Below are 20,127 nucleotides of genomic sequence, written 5' to 3'. Positions count from 1 at the left end.
TCTACACTATTGAGCCAAGTTTAAAAATAGGAAGATACAGGGCAATTATCAAAATACCTATCAGCAGTCCTAAAAGTGACATAATAATAGGTTCTAACAGATTGTTTAAAGTACTTATTGCGCTATCTACCTCTTCTTCATAATAAGTAGCTATTCTAGTCAGCATCAGCTCGAGAGTACCTGATTCTTCTCCAACCGCGATCATTTGAATTACCATTGCGGGAAATAAGGCTTTACTGGCTAAAGCAGTTTGCAACTGTTGACCGTTACCTATCTCTTTCTGAACGTCATTAACTGCCTGGGTATAGATGGAGTTACCTGTTACTTGCGCAACCAATTTTAAAGCTTCCAGTAAGGGAAGGCCAGCGGCAAAAGTAATGGAGAGGGTCCACGCAAAGCGAGCAATAATGATTTTTGTAAGAACAACTCCAAGAAAAGGTGTTTTTAGCAAGAGCTTGTCTAACCATTGTCGAAATTGTTGAGAGCGCTTGAATGCGTAGAATAGGCTATAAATAATACCTAGTACCGTTCCAGTGGATATAAGCCAGTAATTTTTAAAGAACTGAGAGAAATAAATGATACCTCGTGTTAATAAAGGAAGCTCGGCATCAAAGGTTTTGAATAATTGTTCGAATTGTGGAATAACATATATTAACAGTGCAACTGTGACAAATAGAGCAATGCTTAAAACAGCGCAAGGATAGGCGAGTATTTTTTTAATTCCCCTTTTAATGACACCCATTTTTTCTTTATAAACTGCCAGCTTAGTCAGCGTGAGCTCAAGCGAGCCAGATTTTTCTCCGGCATCGACAAGATTGCAAAACAAGGTATTAAAAAATGGTGGATGTTTACGAAAGGACTCTGTGAGTGTAAGTCCCGTTTCTATATCTTTTTTAATAATTTGTAGTAGATTTTTCATTGCTTGATTGCTACAGCTCTTAATAAGTGTTTCAAAGGATTGGATTAAGGGTATGCCTGCCTTGATTAGGGTTGCCATCTGTCGGCTAAACAAAGTGATATCATTTGTGGTAATTTTTTTATTAATACGGAGAGAAGAGAAGAACGATAGTTTGCTTATTTTTTTAGTAATCACTCCTTGCTTGCGCAATTCGATTCTAACTGCTGCAAGATTAGGAGCGGCAAGAGAGCCTGTTAGTTTTTCTCCACGACGGTTGAGTCCTTGCCATTGATAGTAGTTTGTTTTGTTAGTCATACATTACTCAAGGCTACTCGTTGAACTTCTTCTATCGTGGTAAGCCCTTGCTTTATTTTTTCAAGACCTGATTGATAGATAGTGATCATGCCTTCACGTTGCGCTTGTTGGAGAATACCTACTGAATTTCCTCCGGCCATAACAAGTTCTGTTATTGTTTGGGTCATGGGAAGTAATTCAAATAGCGCTATTTGGCCGTAATAACCATTGATACATTGCTTACAGCTGCCTGATTTATACAATTGGAGTGTACAGAGTTCTTTCTTATGAAACCCTAGTTTTATTAAATCATCCGAAGGAATATCATTGCGTATCAGTTTGCAATAAAGACATAGGCGTCTTACTAAACGTTGCGCAACTACTAAACGAATAGTGCAAGCAATATTGAAAGGCAGGATACCCATATTGAGTAAGCGGTTCAGTGTTTCAGCAGCACTATTTGTATGCAAGGTAGATAAAACAAGATGGCCAGTTTGCGCTGCTTTAATAGCGATTTCGGCTGTTTCAAGATCACGAATTTCACCAACCATAATAACGTCAGGGTCTTGTCGTAAAAAAGCACGTAAGATGGTAGGGAAGGTTAAACCAGCCTTGGTATTAATATTAACTTGGTTAATCCCTGGTATTTTAATTTCCACAGGATCTTCCACAGTTGAGATATTTCTTTCTTCACTGTTTAACAGGGCAAGTGCTGAATAAAGGGAAATTGTTTTACCGCTGCCTGTAGGTCCGGTTACCAGGATCAGACCTTGTGGTTGTATTATAGCGTTTAAAAATTGTTTTTTTTGAACCGTGTTAAATCCTAGTGCATCAATGCCTAACTGCGGAAGTGCTTGCTCAAGTACTCTTATAACAATTTTTTCACCATAAATGGTAGGGCAAGTATTTACCCGGCAATCAATCGTGCGAGTATGGGATATTTTCATTTTAAAATGCCCATCTTGTGGGACGCGACGCTCAGAAATATCAAGATTAGCCATTACCTTAATGCGGGATGTAATCTGATTGGTTAGGTTAAGGGGCGGTGATGTTGCTTCGAATAACAAACCGTCTCGACGATAACGAATGCGATATTGATGTTCATAAGGTTCAAAATGAATATCAGATGCTCTTTTACTAATTGCATCCTGTAAACAATGATTGACAAATTGAATGGCTGGGGCTAACTCTTCAGGTTCTGCATAATTTTCTAAATAGGTCAGGCCAACTGGAGGGGTGTGTTTTTCTTTTTCTGACAGTATCTTGTTAATCAATTTACCGAGTTTATCGCTTTCAACGACTACGATGGAGACAGGGAGCTCTGCATGAAATTGAATTTCTTTTAATAAAAATGGCTTACCAGGATCATCCGTGGCGAGCAATAAGCGATTGCAACGAATAAAAAGCGGCACGATATGGTGGCGGCGAATTAAATGTTCATTAATCAGGGTGTGAGAGATAGAATTGATGTCAATACTATCCAGATCGATGAAAGGAACGCAATAATGTTCTGCTATTGCTTGCGCAAGTTTTTGCGCACAAAATAATTGCTCACTAATTAAATATTGCAATAAAGTTTGTTTGTTTTTAAAAGCAATTTGTTGATATTCAAGTGCTTTCTCAGTCGTGATAAGTTTATTTTGTACGAGTAATTGGATAATTCCTTGTAATTGTTCCTGTGGCTTTATTGTCTTTTCCATGATTAGCCTTTTAATTTCCCCCAGTTACTATAAAGAAAAAAAAGCCAAATTCAATAGATTGCAGAGTTCTTTGTTCTGCATAAAGATAAGGTTACGAGATTGGGGGACAGACTATTCAGGCAAAAAATTCGCGGTGAAAAGCCCAATGGTAAATTCAAACACATTGGGCTCGATTACTTAGGTCATTATCCAAAAAGATATTGGATCCCTAATGAGAGGATATAGCTTTTATTGGAAATACCAGCTGCATTATTGAAATAAGCGCGCTCGCCAGTCATGTTGTCTATTATCTCAGTATCAGCTAGTCCCTTTGAATAGTGATTATAGGAGGCTGCGGCGAAAAGCTTCGTACTTTGAGTAAAATGATACCCTGCATCAATCGTTGCTGAATAGAACTTTGAATTTTGCCCACGCTCTTTGAAGGTTAGGCCACGAGAGTAGTGTTCATCTCGATCTTGCGCATTAGCCCAATCACTAAATTTAAGCAGAGCATTAAACTCAAAATTATTGATTACATATTTTCCTGATAACCCTACATAAGGAGTATTAAATTTTTGTTGATAACCTATTCCCCCGTCATCATTTACAAAACAACCTATCTCACTACCGTTTTCATACTGATAGCAGCCACCAACTGCACGCCAACTATAGCTATTTCTTTGATACCCTGCGACAAGACCTAACTTATAGTTTTGTTTTTGCATTATCCATGCTCGTAGATTCAAATCCAGTTCATTACCATAATTAAGGTGGGTGTTTTCATGATGAGACCAATCCGTCCAATTAGATTGAAAAGGATCCAGCCAATCATAATCATCCATTGTTGTTTTGCTTTTACCCAGAGTAACCCATCCTCTACCATTGAGACTAAGCCAGGATAGGAAATCATAATTGACTTCACCGTTAACGATAGGTGCGTTTTTGATCCGCCAGTCCAATTGACTCATTTTTCTACCACTCTCCGAATCATAAACGTATTCTTGTGATTTGCCGGATAAGCTTCCCAATGAGGCACTAAGAGACAAACCGTTAAAACTATAATCGGTTGAACTTGTAGAGGCATTGGCATTCAGAGAAAAAGTCAACGGTAGGGCGATAAGAGCCAACATAACTACTTTATTATTTTGCATATTTTTCCTAGTTAAGCGCCGATTATCCCTTCAGCAAATTGGTTAAAAATCGTCGAATTATTATGGCTCACACTGTGCTTGTCAAGAACAATAAAAGGAAATGTTGGTCATGAAGAGATTAAATCGAGCATTTGGTTTTGAAATTAAGTTAGGCAGGATTGAGATAGGGTTGTCTTTCTATTATTGAATAGAGTTAGCTTTGCATAAAAAAGTCTGCTTATACTTAATGGTTATTGTAAATAGATATCTTGCTGTAGACTATGACTGTATGATACAAAAAGGGAGTTTTGCTTATTAAATATGAGGCGAGTGCTTTGTCTTTCGAGGATCTGAAAACTAGGTTTTATGCCCTTGATGACTGGTTTAACTCGCCACAGGGCATTCATTTAGGACATGCTTTTATTGCGGAATTAGCCCATCTTAGCGATTTTTTGTATGGGACTACTTTATTACAGCTAGGAAATTGCGGTGATAATTTATGGCTGCAAGCATTGCATTATAGTCATAAATGGTTAGTTACCCCCTACTTAAATCCAGCTAAAAGTACTCTGGTTAGCTCCTTTACTCAATTACCTCTTGATAGAGAGAGTGTCGATTGTGTAATTGCTCCTTTAACCTTAGAAGCTTTTACGCATCAAAAAAACCCATTAGATGAGATTGATAGAGTTCTCAAGCCTATGGGATATGCGGTTTTTTTTGGAATTAATCCCATGAGCTCTTGGGGCGTCAAGATGCATCTAGGAAGCTTGCCTTGCTTTGGTGCTTATGCTGGTAAATCAATGTCTGCTTTTTTTGTAAAGAGAGCGATGGTTCATCGTGGTTATGTACTGTGTAATTTATCGAGTTTTTATTACATTCCCCCAGTAAAAAAAGAAAAATGGTTACATAAATTAGAAATACTTAATGAATTAGGTAAAATGATTTGGCCTTGCCCCCCAGGATTTTATTGTTTGGTAGCCCAAAAGCAGCAAGAGGCTCATCCTGATGTGCTTTTGGAAACTGCTTCCGAAGACGAATTGTTACTAACGAATCGGGTGCCGCTGCAACCCATTTAAATTGCGGGCATCGATCAATAAAAGCACTTAATTGCTTGGATAAGCCCATGAACATTCGGTATAATAATATTGGTTTATTTTTAGGTTAGTTGCATGTCAAAAAAATCACTTTATCGTATAACTTTCGCAAATCAGGAAGCAATTTATGAGATTTACGCGCGTAAAGTTTGTGAAAGTGAAATGTTCGGTTTTCTCGAAGTTGAGGATTTTGTTTTTGGTGAGAATACATCCTTGGTTGTCGATCCCTCTGAAGAGCGTTTAAAGGTAGAATTTAATGATGTGAAGCGTACTTACATTCCAATGCACTCTGTTTTTCGTATTGATGAAGTGAGTAAACAGGGGGCTGCGAAAGTTAGAGATAAATCGAAAGATGAAGGTAAGGTAAGCATGTTTCCAGTTTCTGGTAAACGTAAAGATTAATAACCCGATCGTCAAAATTCTTAGGATATCAGATGTCTATTCCAAGTAAAATCAAAGAGGTTTATGAGAAATCAAGTTGCCTATTTACTACTAAAGAAGTTGAGGCAGCTCTAGATCGAATGGCGATTAATATTCATGAGCAGTTACAGGATAAAAATCCTGTTCTTTTGTGTGTGATGATTGGCGGATTAGTCCCTATGGGAAATTTGTTGCCACGCCTTGATTTCCCTTTAGAGGTCGATTACATCCACGCTACACGTTATCGGGGTGAAATTACAGGTGGGGAGTTGCATTGGAAGGTCAAGCCTAGTACTGACTTGACCGGAAGAACAGTTTTAGTTGTTGATGATATTCTTGATGGCGGTGTTACCTTGGCAGCAATTATTGAGGAAGTCAAGCTGATGGGGGCTGCAGAAGTCTATTGTGCGGTATTAGTCGACAAATACCACAAGCGTGTACCTAATGGTTTAAAGAAAGCTGATTTTGTGGGTTTACAAGTCGATGATCATTATATTTTTGGATACGGTATGGATTACAATGAATATCTAAGAAATGCGCCGGGTATTTTTGTTGTTGCTCCTGAGCATGATAATTAACAAGCGTTCTAAAATTGTTAAACGAACATTATCCCGTAAAATGCATAGCATTAATTACGGGATCCATTTAACGTTCTCTGAGTGCTGTTTGCTGAGCTTTTAAAATGGGTTTTAATAAATAATCCAAGACTGATTTTTTACCAGTCAGAATATCAACTGTTGCCATCATACCGGGTATGATATAAAGCGGTTTTTTCTCATTTCCCAAGTAATTTTTTTCTGTTCTGACGCGAATTAAATAGTAAGTTTCCTCTTTGCCATTAGTTGGTTTTTCATCAGTAATTGTATCAGCACTGATTTGTTCAACCTTACCAGGTAAGCCACCATAAATTGAAAAATCATAGGCGGTTAATTTAACGACGGCGTTTTGTCCTGGACGGATAAAGCCTATGTCTGCTGGCTTTATTTTTGCTTCAATCAATAAAGTATCATCAAGAGGAACTATTTCAATGATATCCATTCCTGGTTGAATAACGCCACCGATGGTGTTTACTTTGAGCCTCTTTACAACACCTTTTACTGGCGAGCGAACAGTGGTACGAGTTAGTCTATCTTTATCTGCTCGATGGGCAGCATTAAGAGCCCCTAACTCACCTTTAGCTTTATTGAGTTGTTCAAGAGCTTGCGATTTGAATTGATGAATTTTACCTTTTATTTCACTGACAGAACGTTCCAATCTTAAAATTTCAACCTCTGAAATAGCACCTTTGGCAACCAATGGTTTAGAGAGAGATAATTCTTTATCTGCCGCAAGTAAAGCATCATTGAGTTGTTTTAGTTCTTCTTGCCTGGATTGGTATAAGGCTTTTTCAGCCTCAATAAGCTCGGCGTTATTTTCAGCAAATTCTGGTGGAATATTCATTGGTTTTTGATTCATCTCCGCCGTGATACGTAATATCTGAATTTCTAAAGCGGCGATTTTTTTTTGTGCCTCATCATAGGTTGCCATAAATCGAGTATTGTCAATTTGCATCAATACCTGGTCTTTATCGACGATCTCTCCCTCATGGACGTAAAGTTTACTGACGATACCACCCTCCAGATTTTGGATGACTTGGACTTGGCTTGATGGAATAACTTTTCCTTGCCCCACAGTCACTTCGTCAAGAATAGCGTAATTTGCCCAGAGAGTAGCGCATATAATAAATAAAACAGCACTCCAAAGAATAATGTGAGTAAACAGACGTGATTTTTCTTCGCGCCTCATTTTGTTTTCCTCTCAACAGTCATGCCGGCTTTTAATGCTGAAAGTACAGATTCTTTGGGACCATCAGCGATTATCTTACCATCATCAAGAATGATAATTCTATTGACCAGTTCTAACATGGAAAATTTATGCGTTACTAAAATAAGGGTATGATTTTCTGTCATATGCTCAATTAGTTGGGTTTTAAAACGTCGCTCACTGTTGTCATCCATTGCGGAAGTTGGTTCATCAAGAAGCAATATATTGGGATTACGTAACAAGGCTCTGGCGATTGCGATAGATTGCCGTTGTCCTCCCGACAATTCACTTCCTTTTTCACCAACTTGTCTGTCAAAACCATCAGGATGGCTATTTATAAAGGAAGTAACGCCTGCAATATTAGAGGCTCTTATTAAGGAGGCGTCATCAATAAAAGGGGCTCCAACACAGATATTGTCTCGGACACTACCATAGAATAAAGTGATGTCCTGTGGGACATAGCCAATTTGTTGTCTTAAATCATCGGGATTAATTTGGCGATAATCCGTATCATCAAGAAGGATGGTACCCTCGTCAGGCAAATAAAGTTTAAGTATTAAACGCGCAAGCGTCGATTTTCCTGAGCCTACACGACCAATAATGGCAATTTTTTCTCCGGCTTTAATTTTAAAGCTGATCGCTTTTAAAATAGAATTTTTACCATCACCATAGCTAAAGGAGACTTGATGAAATTCAATTTGTCCCCGCAACACGGGCCTGTGCAGAAAATGACTATCTTCATTAACATCAATTGGTAATTGCATGATGCGATTAAGCGATGTTAATGCGTTAACGGATTGATAATAACGGGTCAAGAGAGAAGCCACTTGCGCCATGGGAGCAAGTGCACGGCCAGTTAAAATAGTACAGGCGATGAGTGCCCCCATTGTTAAATCGCCTTCACTAATAAGATAGACACCAGCAAGAACCATGATAATCGTCGCAGCCTGTTGTGCAAGAATAGTGAGATTAATACTGGTATTGGATACCAGACGTAATTTCATTCCTGTTTTTGCGGCAAGACCAATTAATTGCTCCCATCGTGATTGCAGGGCAGATTCTGCAGTGGTTGTTTTTACTGTTTCAATATTAGAAAGTGATTCAAAAAGAATGGCCTGTTTTTCTGCTGCGTATTGATAAGACTGTTTTGTCAATTTTATCAAAGGGAATTGCAGTAAAATACCGATAACAAAAATAATGGGGATAGTAAGTAAAGGAATCCAGAATAAACTGCCACCTATAAAATAAATCACTAAAATAAAAATAACGACAAAGGGTAAATCAACTAAAATTGTTATCGTGCTTGAAGTGATAAAATCACGGAAAATTTCAAAAGATTGAACGGTATTGGTTAAGGCTCCTACTGATTTTGGCCTTGTTTGCATACTGATTCCTAATATCTGCTCAAAAATGTTTGCAGATAATTCAATATCACTACGTTTACCCGCTAAATCAATAAAATGTGAACGTAATGTTTTAAGTAAAACATCAAAGAGAAACACTAAGCCAACACCGCTGGCTAATACCCACATCGTTGCAATGGCATGGTTAGGTACTACACGGTCGTAGACATTCATTGTAAATAAAGGAATAACCAACGCAAAAAGGTTAATTAGCAGGGAGGCCACCAATACTTCGGAGTAGGTCCGCCAAGACTTTAGGAACACTTTCCAAAACCAGTTTTTTGGGGGTTTCCCTAAGGTTTCTTCGGCACGTGTAGTGTATTTATATTCTGGTTGCACCAAAATGGTTTGGCCAGTATAGCTAGCTGAAATAGCTGCCGGCTCCAGCTGTTCAGTAGGTGTTTGGGGATTAATAATCTTACGCTTTCCTTGGGCATCTTGTATTAATAAACAAGCTTCGCCTTTTTCCAATAGTAAAACAGCAGGAAGTTCATTGTTCTTGATTTTATCGATAGATTTATCGAATATTTCCGCACTCAATGAGGCACGCTCAGCTGCTCGGGCAAATAACTTAACAGTGAGTTTATTTTGTTCCAAAGGTAATCTTGCCGTCAAAGATTGTGCAGAATAGGGGTTTCGATAATAACGGGTTAGTAACACAAGACAACCTAACAAAGAGTCTTGTGGAGGAAGTGTATGTAAATCAATGGTTGACCAGGATTGTCTTTTGAAAGTAGCCATCTCATTACTGTGTTATTGTTTTAATTCAGTATAGAGCGAATTTATTAATTTTTGCTAATTTTTGTTGAGTGATCATGCAAACATCTTTACAAAAGCGAGTCATGATCAAAATATTGCAATAATAGTCGTTGTTAAGCTCATCAACATTTTTAGAATAATAAATTTATAGAAACTTAAATTTATTAGGTAGTTGTAAAACCAGTAGCTTCTTCATTTGATATAATTTAATTCCGAATGTATTAATATTTTACAAAACGAAGTTAAAAGTATACATTTAAAATAGGTCTACTCCAAGAAAATCAGCTATGGGTTTCTTCAGAAAGACTCTCCGCAAAGAGCATTTGTTGGATAGAGGGATCTATTCTGATAGTAAAGGGCATTTGGCGCAAAGAATAGATTACGCGTGGGATGTTTATAATAGCCCTAAACCAAAGTACACAACAGCTCATAAAGATGCAGCTCTTTCATTTCTGCGAGCAAGTTTTAATATCCCTGAAAGTTGTAAAAAAGAGCAGGCAGTAGAAAAAATAGCCTCATTAATGGCATTAAAGGCGGCTAATCCTGACAAAAAATTTGTACCAAAACTACCTGATCCAGAACGACGGGAAGTTGTGGTTGGAGGCACTCCATCTGTGGCTGTAAGGGTAGCTGAGATGAGAGCCCCTGTGGAAGAAGTGGACAGGTCAGAGCCAATGGCTAAACTTAAACATATAGCTTCACCTTCTACCGGCCATCTGTCAAAAAGTACAGCTCAAATGGTAGACAAATTTATTAAGAGCGTAAATGGTGATATAGATGAGTTAAACAGGCTTATTAAAGTTTATAACGATACGAGGGATAAAGAAGGAAAAATTAGAGCCCTGCAAGGGGTATATCATTATGCAAAGACTGTGGATAGTAAGTACCAAGCTGCATATATGAGTTTTTCAGCGGGTTATCGTGCAACGATTCATCAGACGTTATATAGCAATGTAAAGAAAGAATTCGCAAAGCAGGGAATTGTATCCTTACATAAGGTTTTAGAGATAAATCCTGCCTCACCTCCCATCACCCCTGTTAATAAAGATAGCTTTGCAGAAATACTTGCCAATATGTCACCTGAAAAGACCTCGCGCTTGCTAACCATTTTAGCCGAGGGGGCACAATTTGATTTGACAGATTTTAAAAGGTTATATAGCCGTGGCGAAGAAGGCTATGAGACATTTCAATCTTTTTTAAAGAAGCATTCTATTCAATTTTTAGGCGGAGGAAATTCAAAAAATTTCAGAATCACCTCCCTTGCTGATGGCTCAGAAATTGTTTTGAAAGTAGATAATCGCTTAAATATGCCCAAAAAAGTTGAAGCCCATCTGAGGGAGCATTCACTCAAAGCAACACTCACTCCAGTTGCTGCGGAGCGACAAGCTACTTATGTGGATGCGAGTAGTAGCGAAACACTGACCCGAACGTTGTTGCTAACTGAATTTTGTGCTGGCGGTGATCTGGAGAGTCATTCAAAACAACGTCCAAACAATGCTGCTCGCCTGCAATCTGCTCTTGATATCTATAGTCAAATGGGAGCGATTCTAAATGATATTAGTCGGGATGGCTGTGGTTTTCCTGACATGAAAAACACGAATTGGCTGTTAGATAGCAATGGAAGGGTACGTCTTGCGGACACCAAATCGTTTGCATTTACCGATGCCTCGGGAAAAATTGATTACAAAAGTCCGGCAAATGAATGGTGCAGTCTTTTATCAACAGGTTATATGAATCCACCTGAATTTAAGCGTTGGGATAGAGTGCCTTTCTCGGCAGATAAAATGCATTCTTTTATGTTAGGAAAAAATTTATATCAATATCTCACTCAATGTAATTTTGAATATCTTTATGGGAAAAATGATGCTGCAGAGTTTGATTTCTCAGCGCCAATCTTCCAAAGTGCACCAGGCCGTCAATTAAAAACACTCATTTCTTCAATGATTAAAGTCGATCCGGCACAACGCATCCCAGTCAGTGAAGCACTATCTGAATTAACAAGAATCCAAACAATAATTGCTGTAAATGAATGTAATGAAATTTTAGAAAAAATTAACAGGAAGGGATTTGGCAAAGCGGATACAGCAATGAATGCGTTTGTTATGGCTAAGCAGGCTGAGATTCTAAATGCAAAAAACCTAGCTGAGGTTGGTAAAATAAAAGAAGAATTAAAAGCTTTCGAACAAGTTAAAGTTGATCCTGTGTTAATAGAGTTAAGAGAAGCGCTAATTACTTCTGGAGATAGAAACGCTGTAATTGTATTAAATCAAATTCCAGTAAAAGAAAGAGGAAATATAATGGCGGCGACCTCTCCTGAAGCTCTTGTAGCTAAGGAGTTGATCGTTGTTTATCGTTATAAAAGTGAATGTAAGAGGATTTTAGCGACGATTGCGCATGAAGAGTTGAGTCCAAACGATGTAGCAATGCGGGATTTTATTGAGAAAAAGAAACTTGCCATTGCAGAAACAACAGATCCTAATGCGCTTTTAAAACTAAAAACCGAACTAACTAGCACCTTGGAGCAATTAAAAAGAGATTCTTCAGTCAAGGAGGTCAAATCAATTATTCAAGACTTTCGCAAGAATGCAGGTTTGCTGACTGTAGGTATGAACGCCAAGGCTGCTCGAATTGAAGATGCTCTTATGAGGGTGCCAATTGAAGAAAGAAGAAATTTACATATCAGTAAAAACCCGGCTGCTGTTGAAGTTCAAAAGGCGATAGCTTCACACCGCTATTGGGGTAAAAGAGGGGAAGTCTATTTGAATAAAGATGGGACAGTTGATGAAAAGAAAGCGGCTAATAGCTTTAAGGATTTTAAAGCCCGCCTAAATGCTGCGAAGGACTCTCCCGCGGAAGAGACTCCTGCCGCGCGTATAAAGACTTAACCGGTTGAAATATGAACTATGTACCTCTCAAGCAATTTTGCAAAATGGCTATAATCAGGCAATTTTATTTCTATGTGGAAATTGACTCAATGCGGAATTTATTTGTTTGTACAATTCAGGCAACCAGCGTGGTTGAGCAAAATTGGAAGTAGCTGGTTTAGCAATCCGCAGGTCGTTAGGAGCAATAATAAGTTTTACATGGCTTAAGCCTACGCGGCGTACGAGAAGAAAAAGCTGATCAATAGCCCGATCTCCTACTGCCAAACAACCAACAGATAATGATTTACCATGAAGAAAAATATTATTACCAAGTCTGCGACGCCCATCTTTACTGGCTTGCAGCCGATCAAAATAATTTGGATAATCAATCATCATTGATAAGTGCATGCTACTGAAGGGATTAAATGTTATTAATCGATATATTCCTTCGGGTATTTGTCCATCTCGTTCCTTGAGTTTGGGGCCTAAACGACCGCTGAAGGCTGTTAAGGGGTAAGTATGGATATAGCGCCAGGTAGTATTGCTATCTTTTGCCCATAATTCCATTCTTCTTTCTTTTTTGAAGGCTAACAGTGCTATATCTTTGGGAGGGTATTCGACGTTCGATTTTGCAAATAGTCTAAGTAGTTCTGGCTCAGTTCGCAGACCATATTTTCTCACTGCATTATCAACTGCATTGTCCCAATTTAATTTGGGAGCCATGCTGTAAGACGATGTAAATATTAATATCGATAAGACTAAAAACAAACTGCGCATAATAGTAATAGTATAAAAATTTCCGATATGTTAACAAAAAATAAACAATGGAACAAATTATCTACAAGGTGATTTTATTTGCTCATTCATTAAAATTATTCTATCTAACCTCTTGTATAAAAAGACAAATTATAAGGAATCTGATTCCTGTTTAAATTTGTTTTGTAGTTGTATCGGTAACTGCTTAACAACAAACCCTGGAGCAGAATCCAGCCGTCCTACAGAAGGGAGCAAGCCGTAGTGGTTAGGGCACATGAACCTTACAATACTATCAGGCCCAATTTTATAAAAGACATATTTATAATCGCAATAAGGTTGTTTGTTAAAGCTAGCCACTTGCAAAATGGGGGTTCCTGGAAGTCTATTTTCAACAAACACGGCATTTACCCATAAATTTCCTAATAAAAGAAACAATCCGGTTATGAGACATGCAGATAACAAACCTGTGCTATAGTGAATCAATTTGGTTTGAGTATTATTGCTTAGGCTGAATAACAAATAAATGGTTGCTGCGAGCAAGATGATTAAATTGAGTGAGTAAATTATAGCGTGGGTGTAATTAAAATAGCTCCCAAGAATTTCACCACCGGAAGCACGGTAATGCAAAGCTAACGCAATAAGGCTTAACCACAAAGAGGCGACAATATAGTTTTTACGTTGTAATCTGATGCCTACAAGAAAAAAAAGGCACCCCAAAAAGGGGAGTAAAAAATGGATCGCATCCATCAAGTTCATCATCAAGCTAGTCCCTTTCTAAAATTAGAGTTAGCTAATTGGCTTAACTCAGTAGAGATATCTCATTAGATTGAGATAGTAGAGTATCAGATTTTTATAGAAATGCACCAGCTATGATTTACTCAGGTTTTGTATTGCACAGTCAATGCAAAGCCTCTTTCTTAATTTCCAAGCCTGTTGACTCTCTAATTAACAATAAAGTGGGCTCTACAACAATTGGTAATTGTTTTTTTGCATGATATGCAGGTAAAGGAAGTTGCCGTTGCAAAAATTGAGGGAGGGCATTACTGACATAGATAAGTGAATTTGGCTTATTTTTATTACTTAAATTCATGTGCTTTAATTCATGGGGTTTTAAAGGAGTGCGAGGATGAACGCTTCCCAGCCAGAGCGGTTGATGAAAATGATGTAAATGATAGTTAGAGCGCCAAATTCTCAAAATTTGCATGGGGTTCCCATCATTAGGCTGATAGGTCATCACGAGAACTGGTTTACGATTTAAGTATAGTTGCGCCATTAGAGGAAGTTGCGCAGAAGCCCCTTGCCCGCTAACTCGAGTTAAGATTGAATTAAAAAGAGAGTCATGCTGCTTTTTCCAACCAAAAGCTGTGAGGGCATTAGTAAAATGAATTAACGAACCAGCATACTGAATATTGAATAAACTGATACGTTGGCCAATACGATTGGTACGATACATTGGTAAAAGAGGCTTCCTTTGATTCCACCACAATTCATCAGTAAATACATATTGGGCGAAATAGGGCTGATGCCTTCTTATCGATTTATTATAGGTTAACAAACAAGAGGCCATGCTCGCTAAAAATAATGAAACCAAAATAATGGTAGGTACTAGGAATGAACGAACAGCCTGCTGAGTCTGACGCCTATAAAATAACCAATGGCTAAGACTGAGGCTAAAACCACAGAGATAGGCACCCAGGTTATCAGTGAACCAGTTATCCCCCAAATAAATCGATGCTAATCCTGCAAGCAATAAGCTTAAGGATAGGATTATTTTGAAAAGGCCATTTAGTCGTCCTGGATAATAGGTTTTTATATAAAAGATGAGGGATGAAAACAAGGCCGTAGCATAGGTAAGCTCAATAGTGGGAAAGGAGTTTCCAGCTTGAATTTCCAGAAGATCTTGCGGCCGAGGACTGTTGATAAGCAAGTGCACAGTGAGAAGTATAAGGGTACAAAACAAATTGAGGCTTAGCCAATAAGTTAATGAGCGCCAGTCTTGAGCATAAATTGTTAAGGCGATAATAGTTAATATCAAAGTAATTAATGTTAAAGGACTTACTATTTGACTAACCACAATGAAAAAAACATCGAAGGCATGCGTACGCAGGCTTTGCATAAAAAGATGTGTGGGACTATTAAGGACGCTAATCCAGTCACCATGCATCACAAGGGCAGCAAGAATAAGAAATAAAAGAGTACTTATCCCAAGCAACGCAACTAGGGCGGCAGTTGGATAATAATTGGTTTCGTAGGCGGGAGTAACCAGTTTGAAAAATTTAGCCCAGTGAGGATGAGTTGAAGACCAGGACCAAAAATCATGTAAACTCGATCTTAGTAAGCGATTAATACGGATAAAAAGCCACTTAAGCCCCACACTCAATAACCAAATACTTGCCAGTAAAACTAAAATAAGAACGAAGAGACGGGTAGCACTTTCAGGGGAGAGTTCACTACTGGCTGCACCAATTAATACACCAGGGGTAACATAAATAATTGCCCAGGCAATGGCAGAAAGGGCATTGGCAATAAAAAAGCGCCAGTGACTCATGTGCATCATTCCCGCAATTACCGGAATAATCGAGCGTAAAGGGCCTATAAATCGCCCTACCAACACGCTTTTACCGCCGTGTCGGGCAAAGTAATCTTTGCCATAAAATAACCAATTGGGGTAGCGGCTAAAAGGCCAGATGCTAACAAGTCGCTCGCTAAAGGCGTAGCCTAGCAAATAACTGCTGCTATCTCCTGCAATTGCTCCCAAAGTTGCAGCAAGAAGTGTTAAATCAATACGCATAACGCCTGATCCGGCAAGAATACCAATAGCAGTCATGGTGACTGAGCCAGGGATAATCGAGCCGATAATTGCTAGTGATTCAGTAAGCGCAATGAGGAACGTTATAATTAAGGCCCAATGAGGGTGGGTATAAAGCCAAGCAGTTAATGGTTCAATGTAATCAGTGAATAAATGCATAGATTATCTATCAGTGTTCAAATTGAGTTAAAAATGCTTCAGTAAACAGTTTACTGGCGCCAGCAACACTTACGTCAGGTACATAATCACTTATTTGAGCCATTTTCAGTTTAGCAAAACCACAAGGGTTTATACTTTGAAAAGGTGCGAGATCCATAGCAACATTAAGCGAAACTCCATGATAAGTGCAACCATTTTTCACGCGTAAGCCAATAGAGGCTATTTTTTTATCTTCAACATAAACACCAGGTGCACCACACCGTATCGAGCCAGGGATCTGGAAATTTGCCAGAAGATTTATCAAAATTTGCTCTAGTTGGCTTACCAAATTTCTAATACCAAGATGGCGTCTTCGGATATCCATTAATACATACGCAACCAATTGGCCTGGGCCATGATAGGTAACTTGTCCACCGCGATCACTCTGGACGATTGGGATATCATTAGGGTTTAAAATATGCTCCGCCTTACCAGCTTGTCCCTGAGTATACACTGGCCAATGTTCTAATAGCCATAATTCATCAATTGTACTTTCATTCCGCACAGAGGTGAATGATTTCATTTTATCCCAAACTGTTAAATAGGGTTGTAGGCCTAGATTACGGATATTAATCATCATAACACCATTTTGATGTCAGGATGTTTGGTTAAGTCGCGGTATAGTGCATCAAGCGTCACTTGATCTTGGGCATGTACCACCGCAGTAACAGCTAAATAATTCCCGTGCTGGCTTTCTTGATGCCTGATTGCTTTATCCGGTGTTTCTGGAAAATGTTTGTGAATAATCTCTATAATATCCGTGGCGAAGTTAGCGGTTTTTTTCCCAACTATTTTCAGAGGAAAATCACAAGGAAATTCGATCATAGATTTTTTATCATTCATGAGTGTTTTTTATCAATTGTTGATAGTGTTCATTGAGTTGTTGCCAATACATACCACCACAGCCTTTGCCTATGATGCAATCATTAATACGTGTTACGGGATAAATTTCTTTAGTTGTACTCGTTATCCAAACTTCCTGCGCATTAAAAATAGATTCAATTGGGATTTTTTCTTCCCGCAGGGGTAAAGAAAGCGATTTTATGAGATCAATCGTAATGTGGCGTGTAATGCCTGGTAGACAAAGATTATCCAGGACAGGAGTACGAATAGTCCCCTGTGCATCTACTAAAAAAACATTGCTCGCACTTCCTTCAGTTAAAAAACCTTCACGGGATAAAATCGCGGTATTTGCTCCTACGGATACAGCATCGTCATTAGTGAGGATATTTGCTAATAAAGACGTGGTTTTAATATTACAACGCGACCAGCGAATATCTTCCACCAGCATCGCATGCAAACCGCGTTTTTTAGCTTCAAAACTGGGGTAGGGGGTATGCAGGGTAAATGCAATAATCGTGGGATTTAATCCCTCCGGGATGTCGTGTTTGCGTAATCCCTGATTACCACGGGTGACTTGTAAGTAAATCTGCAAATCACCACTCCCATTTTGCTTAATAAGTTCATGAAAAATCGAACGCCAATTAATGTCAGGCATCTTAATTCTTGCCTGAGTGAGGCTGGATTCCAATCGTTGTAAATGACTATTCACAAAGAAAGTACGTCCATTGTATACCGGAATTACCTCATAAACAGCGTCGCCGAATAAAAAGCCACGGTCAAATACCGATATTTTCGCGTCCTCTGTTTTACAGTAATCACCGTTAAGATACACAATGCCTGTCATAACTATGCCTTGCCTTTACTAACCGAACCAACGCTTGAATGTTAATCGGACAGAGTCCTTCATTCGAGTAAAAATACCTCCTTTTTCAACGTCTTCCAGTGCATAAAGGGGTTGGGTTGATATTATATTGTTGTCAAATTGAATAACCAGTTCGCCAACAGCATCCCCTTTAGCAATAGGTGCCTGAAGATTTTGAGGGACTTTTGTATTAATGCTTAATCGTTGATATTGACCGTTAGGAATAGTGACAAATTGATCTTCACGTAGCCCAATGGTTAATTTATTTGTTGAACCTTTATAAATAGGGGTTTCAGTAATGGTTTGACCGGCTTTATAAAGTGCATGGGTTTCAAAAAAGCGAAAGCCATAGTTAAGTAACCGTTCGCTGTCGTCAGCACGTGCTGATTCGCTAGGAGAGCCCATAACAACAGCTAATAAACGCATATTTTCTCGTTTAGCGGATGATACCAGGCAAAAACCAGCCTCGTTGGTATGTCCTGTTTTTACTCCATCGACTTGATTATCTCTCCATAACAGACGATTGCGGTTAGGCTGACGTATTCCATTATAAGTAAACCATTTTTGTTTGTACCAATGGTAATATTGGGGGAAGTCATTAATTAAGGCACGACCCAGGATAGCCAAATCTTTAGCGGTAGTATATAGATTGGGATCCGGTAAACCAGTACTGTCGGTGAAATGGCTATCCTTCATACCCAGATTTTGTGCTTGTTGATTCATAATTTCAGCAAAGCCCGGCTCGCTACCACCTAAATGTTCAGCCATTGCAACGCAGGCGTCGTTACCTGAGTCTACAATAATACCTTTTAGCAGGTCCTCAATAACCACATCTTGTCCTTCTTTGACAAACATGCGTGAACCACCGGTTTTCCAAGCATCACGACTGATATGAACGTTATCATTTAAATGAATCTGCTGATTATGTAATGCATGGGAGATGACATAAAGTGTCATCATTTTGGTTAAGCTGGCTGGAGGTAATTTTTCCTCGCTATTTTTTTCAGCGATAATTTTACCGCTGTTTACATCAATAAGAATGTAAGCCTTGGCATTCAGTGTGGGTGCTGAAGGGGTAATCAGTGGCTTGTTGGCAACGGGCGATGAAGTCGGTACCGCTCCAGACAAGCCGGATTTAGGTAAAACATCAACTGCAGCATAAAAACTATTAGATGTTGCAAGTAGCGTAGTTGCTATTAATATGCGAATGAAAGGAAATGGTAACTTCATGGTTTCTATACTCATTATTACAAAACGCCGCCATCTTACCACAGCCTCAATCATGCAACCAAATGGCATTAAGGTATTTTAATACGATTTCGCTTTGTATATATTAGGCAAACATTATTTGTTCGAGTTAAAGAATGCGATTTGTTTGTTTTTTGGCCATGTGTTTGTTAGCGAGTTGCGGTACCAACCAGGATTTAACCGTTTCCCCTGCTAAATCCTCTAAGAGATATAGCCAAGAGAAAGACGGGGCGCCAGTAGGCCCCATGCCAGTATCTTTCAAAGAGGTGAAACCTAAAAATGAACCATTCAGCCGCTATGGTAATCCGGAATCTTATGCTGTAGATGGTCATACTTATGAAGTAATGAAAAGTTCAGGTGGTTATAAAACGCGAGGTATAGCGTCTTGGTATGGGACTAAATTTCATAGTCAACGAACTTCCAGTGGTGATGATTATGATATGTATGCTATGACAGCTGCGCACAAAACCTTGCCATTACCAACCTATGTCAGAGTAAAAAATTTGAGTAATGGGCGGGTGGCTATTGTCAAAGTTAATGATCGAGGTCCATTCCACAGTGATCGGGTTATTGACCTCTCCTATGCTGCTGCTATAAAACTGGGTTTATTACCTAAAGGTACCGCACCAGTTGAAATCGAGGCGTTGAGTACTGGTAAACGCGTTGCTCATTATTATGTGCAGGCTGGTGCCTTCAACTCAGAAAAATTAGCGAATGTCCTGCAAAATAAATTGGCAAAATTAACACCATCGCCTGTTATTGTTGAGAAATATGAAAATCGCTTTGTTGTTAAAGTAGGCCCTTTTGCTGATAAACAGATGACATCGAATTTAAAAAATAAGCTCGCTGCTAATGGTGTGCATGGTTCTTTTGCCTTATTACAATAAAAGGGCAAAAAGTCATTTGAATTTAGGGTCTGTTGATAGGCCGATTATCTTGCCCGAAAAGTTTTGATTTCCTATGCATTGCTGTTTATTTACCCTGGCGAAATATCAACAGACCCTAATCATCGACCGAATCAATGATGACTCGAGTACCTTTCATCCCGCCGCCCGGTAATTCAACAA

The 20,127-nt window shown here is 38.8% G+C and carries 17 protein-coding genes; 5 read left to right on the top strand and 12 right to left on the bottom strand.

Features of this window, described 5'->3' with window-relative positions:
- Nucleotide 1: 1 nt before the first annotated feature.
- The 3 genes from ACN4Z1_RS10470 to ACN4Z1_RS10460 form a co-directional block, all read right to left on the bottom strand.
- Complete coding sequence (locus ACN4Z1_RS10470; protein ID WP_228364720.1) at nucleotides 2-1,213, bottom strand: type II secretion system F family protein; 1,212 nt, start codon at nucleotides 1,211-1,213, stop codon at nucleotides 2-4.
- Nucleotides 1,210-2,892 carry a type IV-A pilus assembly ATPase PilB gene (gene pilB, locus ACN4Z1_RS10465; RefSeq protein WP_228364719.1) on the bottom strand — a complete coding sequence of 561 codons (1,683 nt, stop codon included), beginning with the start codon at nucleotides 2,890-2,892 and terminating at the stop codon, nucleotides 1,210-1,212. Before pilB ends, ACN4Z1_RS10470 begins: the two co-directional genes overlap by 4 nt.
- A 185-nt stretch (nucleotides 2,893-3,077) precedes the next feature.
- Nucleotides 3,078-4,022 carry an omptin family outer membrane protease gene (locus ACN4Z1_RS10460; protein WP_228364718.1) on the bottom strand — a complete coding sequence of 315 codons (945 nt, stop codon included), beginning with the start codon at nucleotides 4,020-4,022 and terminating at the stop codon, nucleotides 3,078-3,080.
- Between the two features lie 287 nt (nucleotides 4,023-4,309).
- On the opposite strand from ACN4Z1_RS10460, the gene ACN4Z1_RS10455 reads away from it, so the two are divergent.
- The 3 genes from ACN4Z1_RS10455 to ACN4Z1_RS10445 all read left to right on the top strand — a co-directional run bounded on the left by ACN4Z1_RS10455 (nucleotide 4,310) and on the right by ACN4Z1_RS10445 (nucleotide 6,093).
- Nucleotides 4,310-5,077 (top strand): class I SAM-dependent methyltransferase, encoded by a 768-nt coding sequence (locus ACN4Z1_RS10455; protein WP_115221242.1) that lies wholly within the window; start codon nucleotides 4,310-4,312, stop codon nucleotides 5,075-5,077.
- A 93-nt stretch (nucleotides 5,078-5,170) separates the two neighbouring features.
- On the top strand, nucleotides 5,171-5,497 hold the full coding sequence (locus ACN4Z1_RS10450; protein WP_115221243.1) for a DUF1820 family protein: 327 nt from the start codon (nucleotides 5,171-5,173) through the stop codon (nucleotides 5,495-5,497).
- Between the two features lie 32 nt (nucleotides 5,498-5,529).
- Nucleotides 5,530-6,093, top strand: coding sequence for a hypoxanthine-guanine phosphoribosyltransferase (locus ACN4Z1_RS10445; RefSeq protein WP_115221244.1), 564 nt, complete (start codon nucleotides 5,530-5,532; stop codon nucleotides 6,091-6,093).
- Nucleotides 6,094-6,160: 67 nt separating this feature from the next.
- On the opposite strand, the gene ACN4Z1_RS10440 is transcribed toward ACN4Z1_RS10445, so the two are convergent.
- Both ACN4Z1_RS10440 and ACN4Z1_RS10435 read right to left on the bottom strand, forming a co-directional pair.
- Nucleotides 6,161-7,300 carry an HlyD family type I secretion periplasmic adaptor subunit gene (locus tag ACN4Z1_RS10440; protein WP_228364717.1) on the bottom strand — a complete coding sequence of 380 codons (1,140 nt, stop codon included), beginning with the start codon at nucleotides 7,298-7,300 and terminating at the stop codon, nucleotides 6,161-6,163.
- Complete coding sequence (locus ACN4Z1_RS10435) at nucleotides 7,297-9,462, bottom strand: type I secretion system permease/ATPase (RefSeq protein WP_228364716.1); 2,166 nt, start codon at nucleotides 9,460-9,462, stop codon at nucleotides 7,297-7,299. Before ACN4Z1_RS10435 ends, ACN4Z1_RS10440 begins: the two co-directional genes overlap by 4 nt.
- Nucleotides 9,463-9,806: 344 nt before the next feature.
- Between ACN4Z1_RS10435 and ACN4Z1_RS10430 the strand changes: the two genes are divergently transcribed.
- A complete protein-coding gene (locus ACN4Z1_RS10430; protein WP_419388078.1) occupies nucleotides 9,807-12,365 on the top strand; it encodes a hypothetical protein in 2,559 nt (852 codons plus the stop codon).
- Nucleotides 12,366-12,419: 54 nt separating this feature from the next.
- Here the strand turns inward: ACN4Z1_RS10430 and ACN4Z1_RS10425 are convergent, their stop codons facing one another.
- From ACN4Z1_RS10425 to ACN4Z1_RS10395, 7 genes are all read right to left on the bottom strand, one after another.
- A complete protein-coding gene (locus ACN4Z1_RS10425) occupies nucleotides 12,420-13,121 on the bottom strand; it encodes a L,D-transpeptidase family protein (protein ID WP_228364714.1) in 702 nt (233 codons plus the stop codon).
- 129 nt (nucleotides 13,122-13,250) lie between these two features.
- Nucleotides 13,251-13,859 (bottom strand): type I secretion system protein LssZ, encoded by a 609-nt coding sequence (locus ACN4Z1_RS10420; RefSeq protein ID WP_115221250.1) that lies wholly within the window; start codon nucleotides 13,857-13,859, stop codon nucleotides 13,251-13,253.
- A gap of 139 nt (nucleotides 13,860-13,998) precedes the next feature.
- Nucleotides 13,999-16,068: a VTT domain-containing protein gene (locus ACN4Z1_RS10415; RefSeq protein WP_228364713.1), complete on the bottom strand. Its 2,070-nt coding sequence runs from the start codon at nucleotides 16,066-16,068 to the stop codon at nucleotides 13,999-14,001.
- Between the two features lie 10 nt (nucleotides 16,069-16,078).
- A complete protein-coding gene (gene lipB, locus ACN4Z1_RS10410) occupies nucleotides 16,079-16,681 on the bottom strand; it encodes a lipoyl(octanoyl) transferase LipB (RefSeq protein WP_228365065.1) in 603 nt (200 codons plus the stop codon).
- A 2-nt stretch (nucleotides 16,682-16,683) separates the two neighbouring features.
- A complete protein-coding gene (locus ACN4Z1_RS10405; RefSeq protein ID WP_228364712.1) occupies nucleotides 16,684-16,932 on the bottom strand; it encodes a YbeD family protein in 249 nt (82 codons plus the stop codon).
- Nucleotides 16,933-16,942: 10 nt separating this feature from the next.
- Nucleotides 16,943-17,794 carry a D-amino acid aminotransferase gene (locus ACN4Z1_RS10400; RefSeq protein WP_228364711.1) on the bottom strand — a complete coding sequence of 284 codons (852 nt, stop codon included), beginning with the start codon at nucleotides 17,792-17,794 and terminating at the stop codon, nucleotides 16,943-16,945.
- 18 nt (nucleotides 17,795-17,812) lie between these two features.
- Nucleotides 17,813-19,042 (bottom strand): D-alanyl-D-alanine carboxypeptidase family protein, encoded by a 1,230-nt coding sequence (locus tag ACN4Z1_RS10395; protein ID WP_228364710.1) that lies wholly within the window; start codon nucleotides 19,040-19,042, stop codon nucleotides 17,813-17,815.
- Between the two features lie 158 nt (nucleotides 19,043-19,200).
- Here ACN4Z1_RS10395 and ACN4Z1_RS10390 point away from each other — a divergent pair, with 158 nt between their 5' ends.
- Nucleotides 19,201-19,947 carry a septal ring lytic transglycosylase RlpA family protein gene (locus ACN4Z1_RS10390; RefSeq protein WP_228365064.1) on the top strand — a complete coding sequence of 249 codons (747 nt, stop codon included), beginning with the start codon at nucleotides 19,201-19,203 and terminating at the stop codon, nucleotides 19,945-19,947.
- Nucleotides 19,948-20,127: the final 180 nt, after the last annotated feature.

It is taken from the genome of Legionella sp. ST3F1, assembly GCF_048553315.1.
Classification (GTDB): domain Bacteria; phylum Pseudomonadota; class Gammaproteobacteria; order Legionellales; family Legionellaceae; genus Tatlockia; species Tatlockia donaldsonii.
The sequence above is the reverse complement of the archived record's forward strand: the minus strand, read 5'-3'. Positions and strand labels throughout refer to the sequence as shown.

What these genes read in the sequence shown, in the direction of transcription:
- ACN4Z1_RS10470 (WP_228364720.1), bottom strand. Translation starts at nt 1,213, where the DNA reads ATGACTAACAAAACAAACTACTATCAATGGCAAGGACTCAACCGTCGT.
- pilB (WP_228364719.1), bottom strand. Translation starts at nt 2,892, where the DNA reads ATGGAAAAGACAATAAAGCCACAGGAACAATTACAAGGAATTATCCAA.
- ACN4Z1_RS10460 (WP_228364718.1), bottom strand. Translation starts at nt 4,022, where the DNA reads ATGCAAAATAATAAAGTAGTTATGTTGGCTCTTATCGCCCTACCGTTG.
- ACN4Z1_RS10450 (WP_115221243.1), top strand. Translation starts at nt 5,171, where the DNA reads ATGTCAAAAAAATCACTTTATCGTATAACTTTCGCAAATCAGGAAGCA.
- ACN4Z1_RS10445 (WP_115221244.1), top strand. Translation starts at nt 5,530, where the DNA reads ATGTCTATTCCAAGTAAAATCAAAGAGGTTTATGAGAAATCAAGTTGC.
- ACN4Z1_RS10440 (WP_228364717.1), bottom strand. Translation starts at nt 7,300, where the DNA reads ATGAGGCGCGAAGAAAAATCACGTCTGTTTACTCACATTATTCTTTGG.
- ACN4Z1_RS10435 (WP_228364716.1), bottom strand. Translation starts at nt 9,462, where the DNA reads ATGGCTACTTTCAAAAGACAATCCTGGTCAACCATTGATTTACATACA.
- ACN4Z1_RS10425 (WP_228364714.1), bottom strand. Translation starts at nt 13,121, where the DNA reads ATGCGCAGTTTGTTTTTAGTCTTATCGATATTAATATTTACATCGTCT.
- ACN4Z1_RS10420 (WP_115221250.1), bottom strand. Translation starts at nt 13,859, where the DNA reads ATGATGAACTTGATGGATGCGATCCATTTTTTACTCCCCTTTTTGGGG.
- ACN4Z1_RS10415 (WP_228364713.1), bottom strand. Translation starts at nt 16,068, where the DNA reads ATGCATTTATTCACTGATTACATTGAACCATTAACTGCTTGGCTTTAT.
- ACN4Z1_RS10405 (WP_228364712.1), bottom strand. Translation starts at nt 16,932, where the DNA reads ATGATCGAATTTCCTTGTGATTTTCCTCTGAAAATAGTTGGGAAAAAA.
- ACN4Z1_RS10400 (WP_228364711.1), bottom strand. Translation starts at nt 17,794, where the DNA reads ATGACAGGCATTGTGTATCTTAACGGTGATTACTGTAAAACAGAGGAC.
- ACN4Z1_RS10395 (WP_228364710.1), bottom strand. Translation starts at nt 19,042, where the DNA reads ATGAAGTTACCATTTCCTTTCATTCGCATATTAATAGCAACTACGCTA.
- ACN4Z1_RS10390 (WP_228365064.1), top strand. Translation starts at nt 19,201, where the DNA reads ATGTGTTTGTTAGCGAGTTGCGGTACCAACCAGGATTTAACCGTTTCC.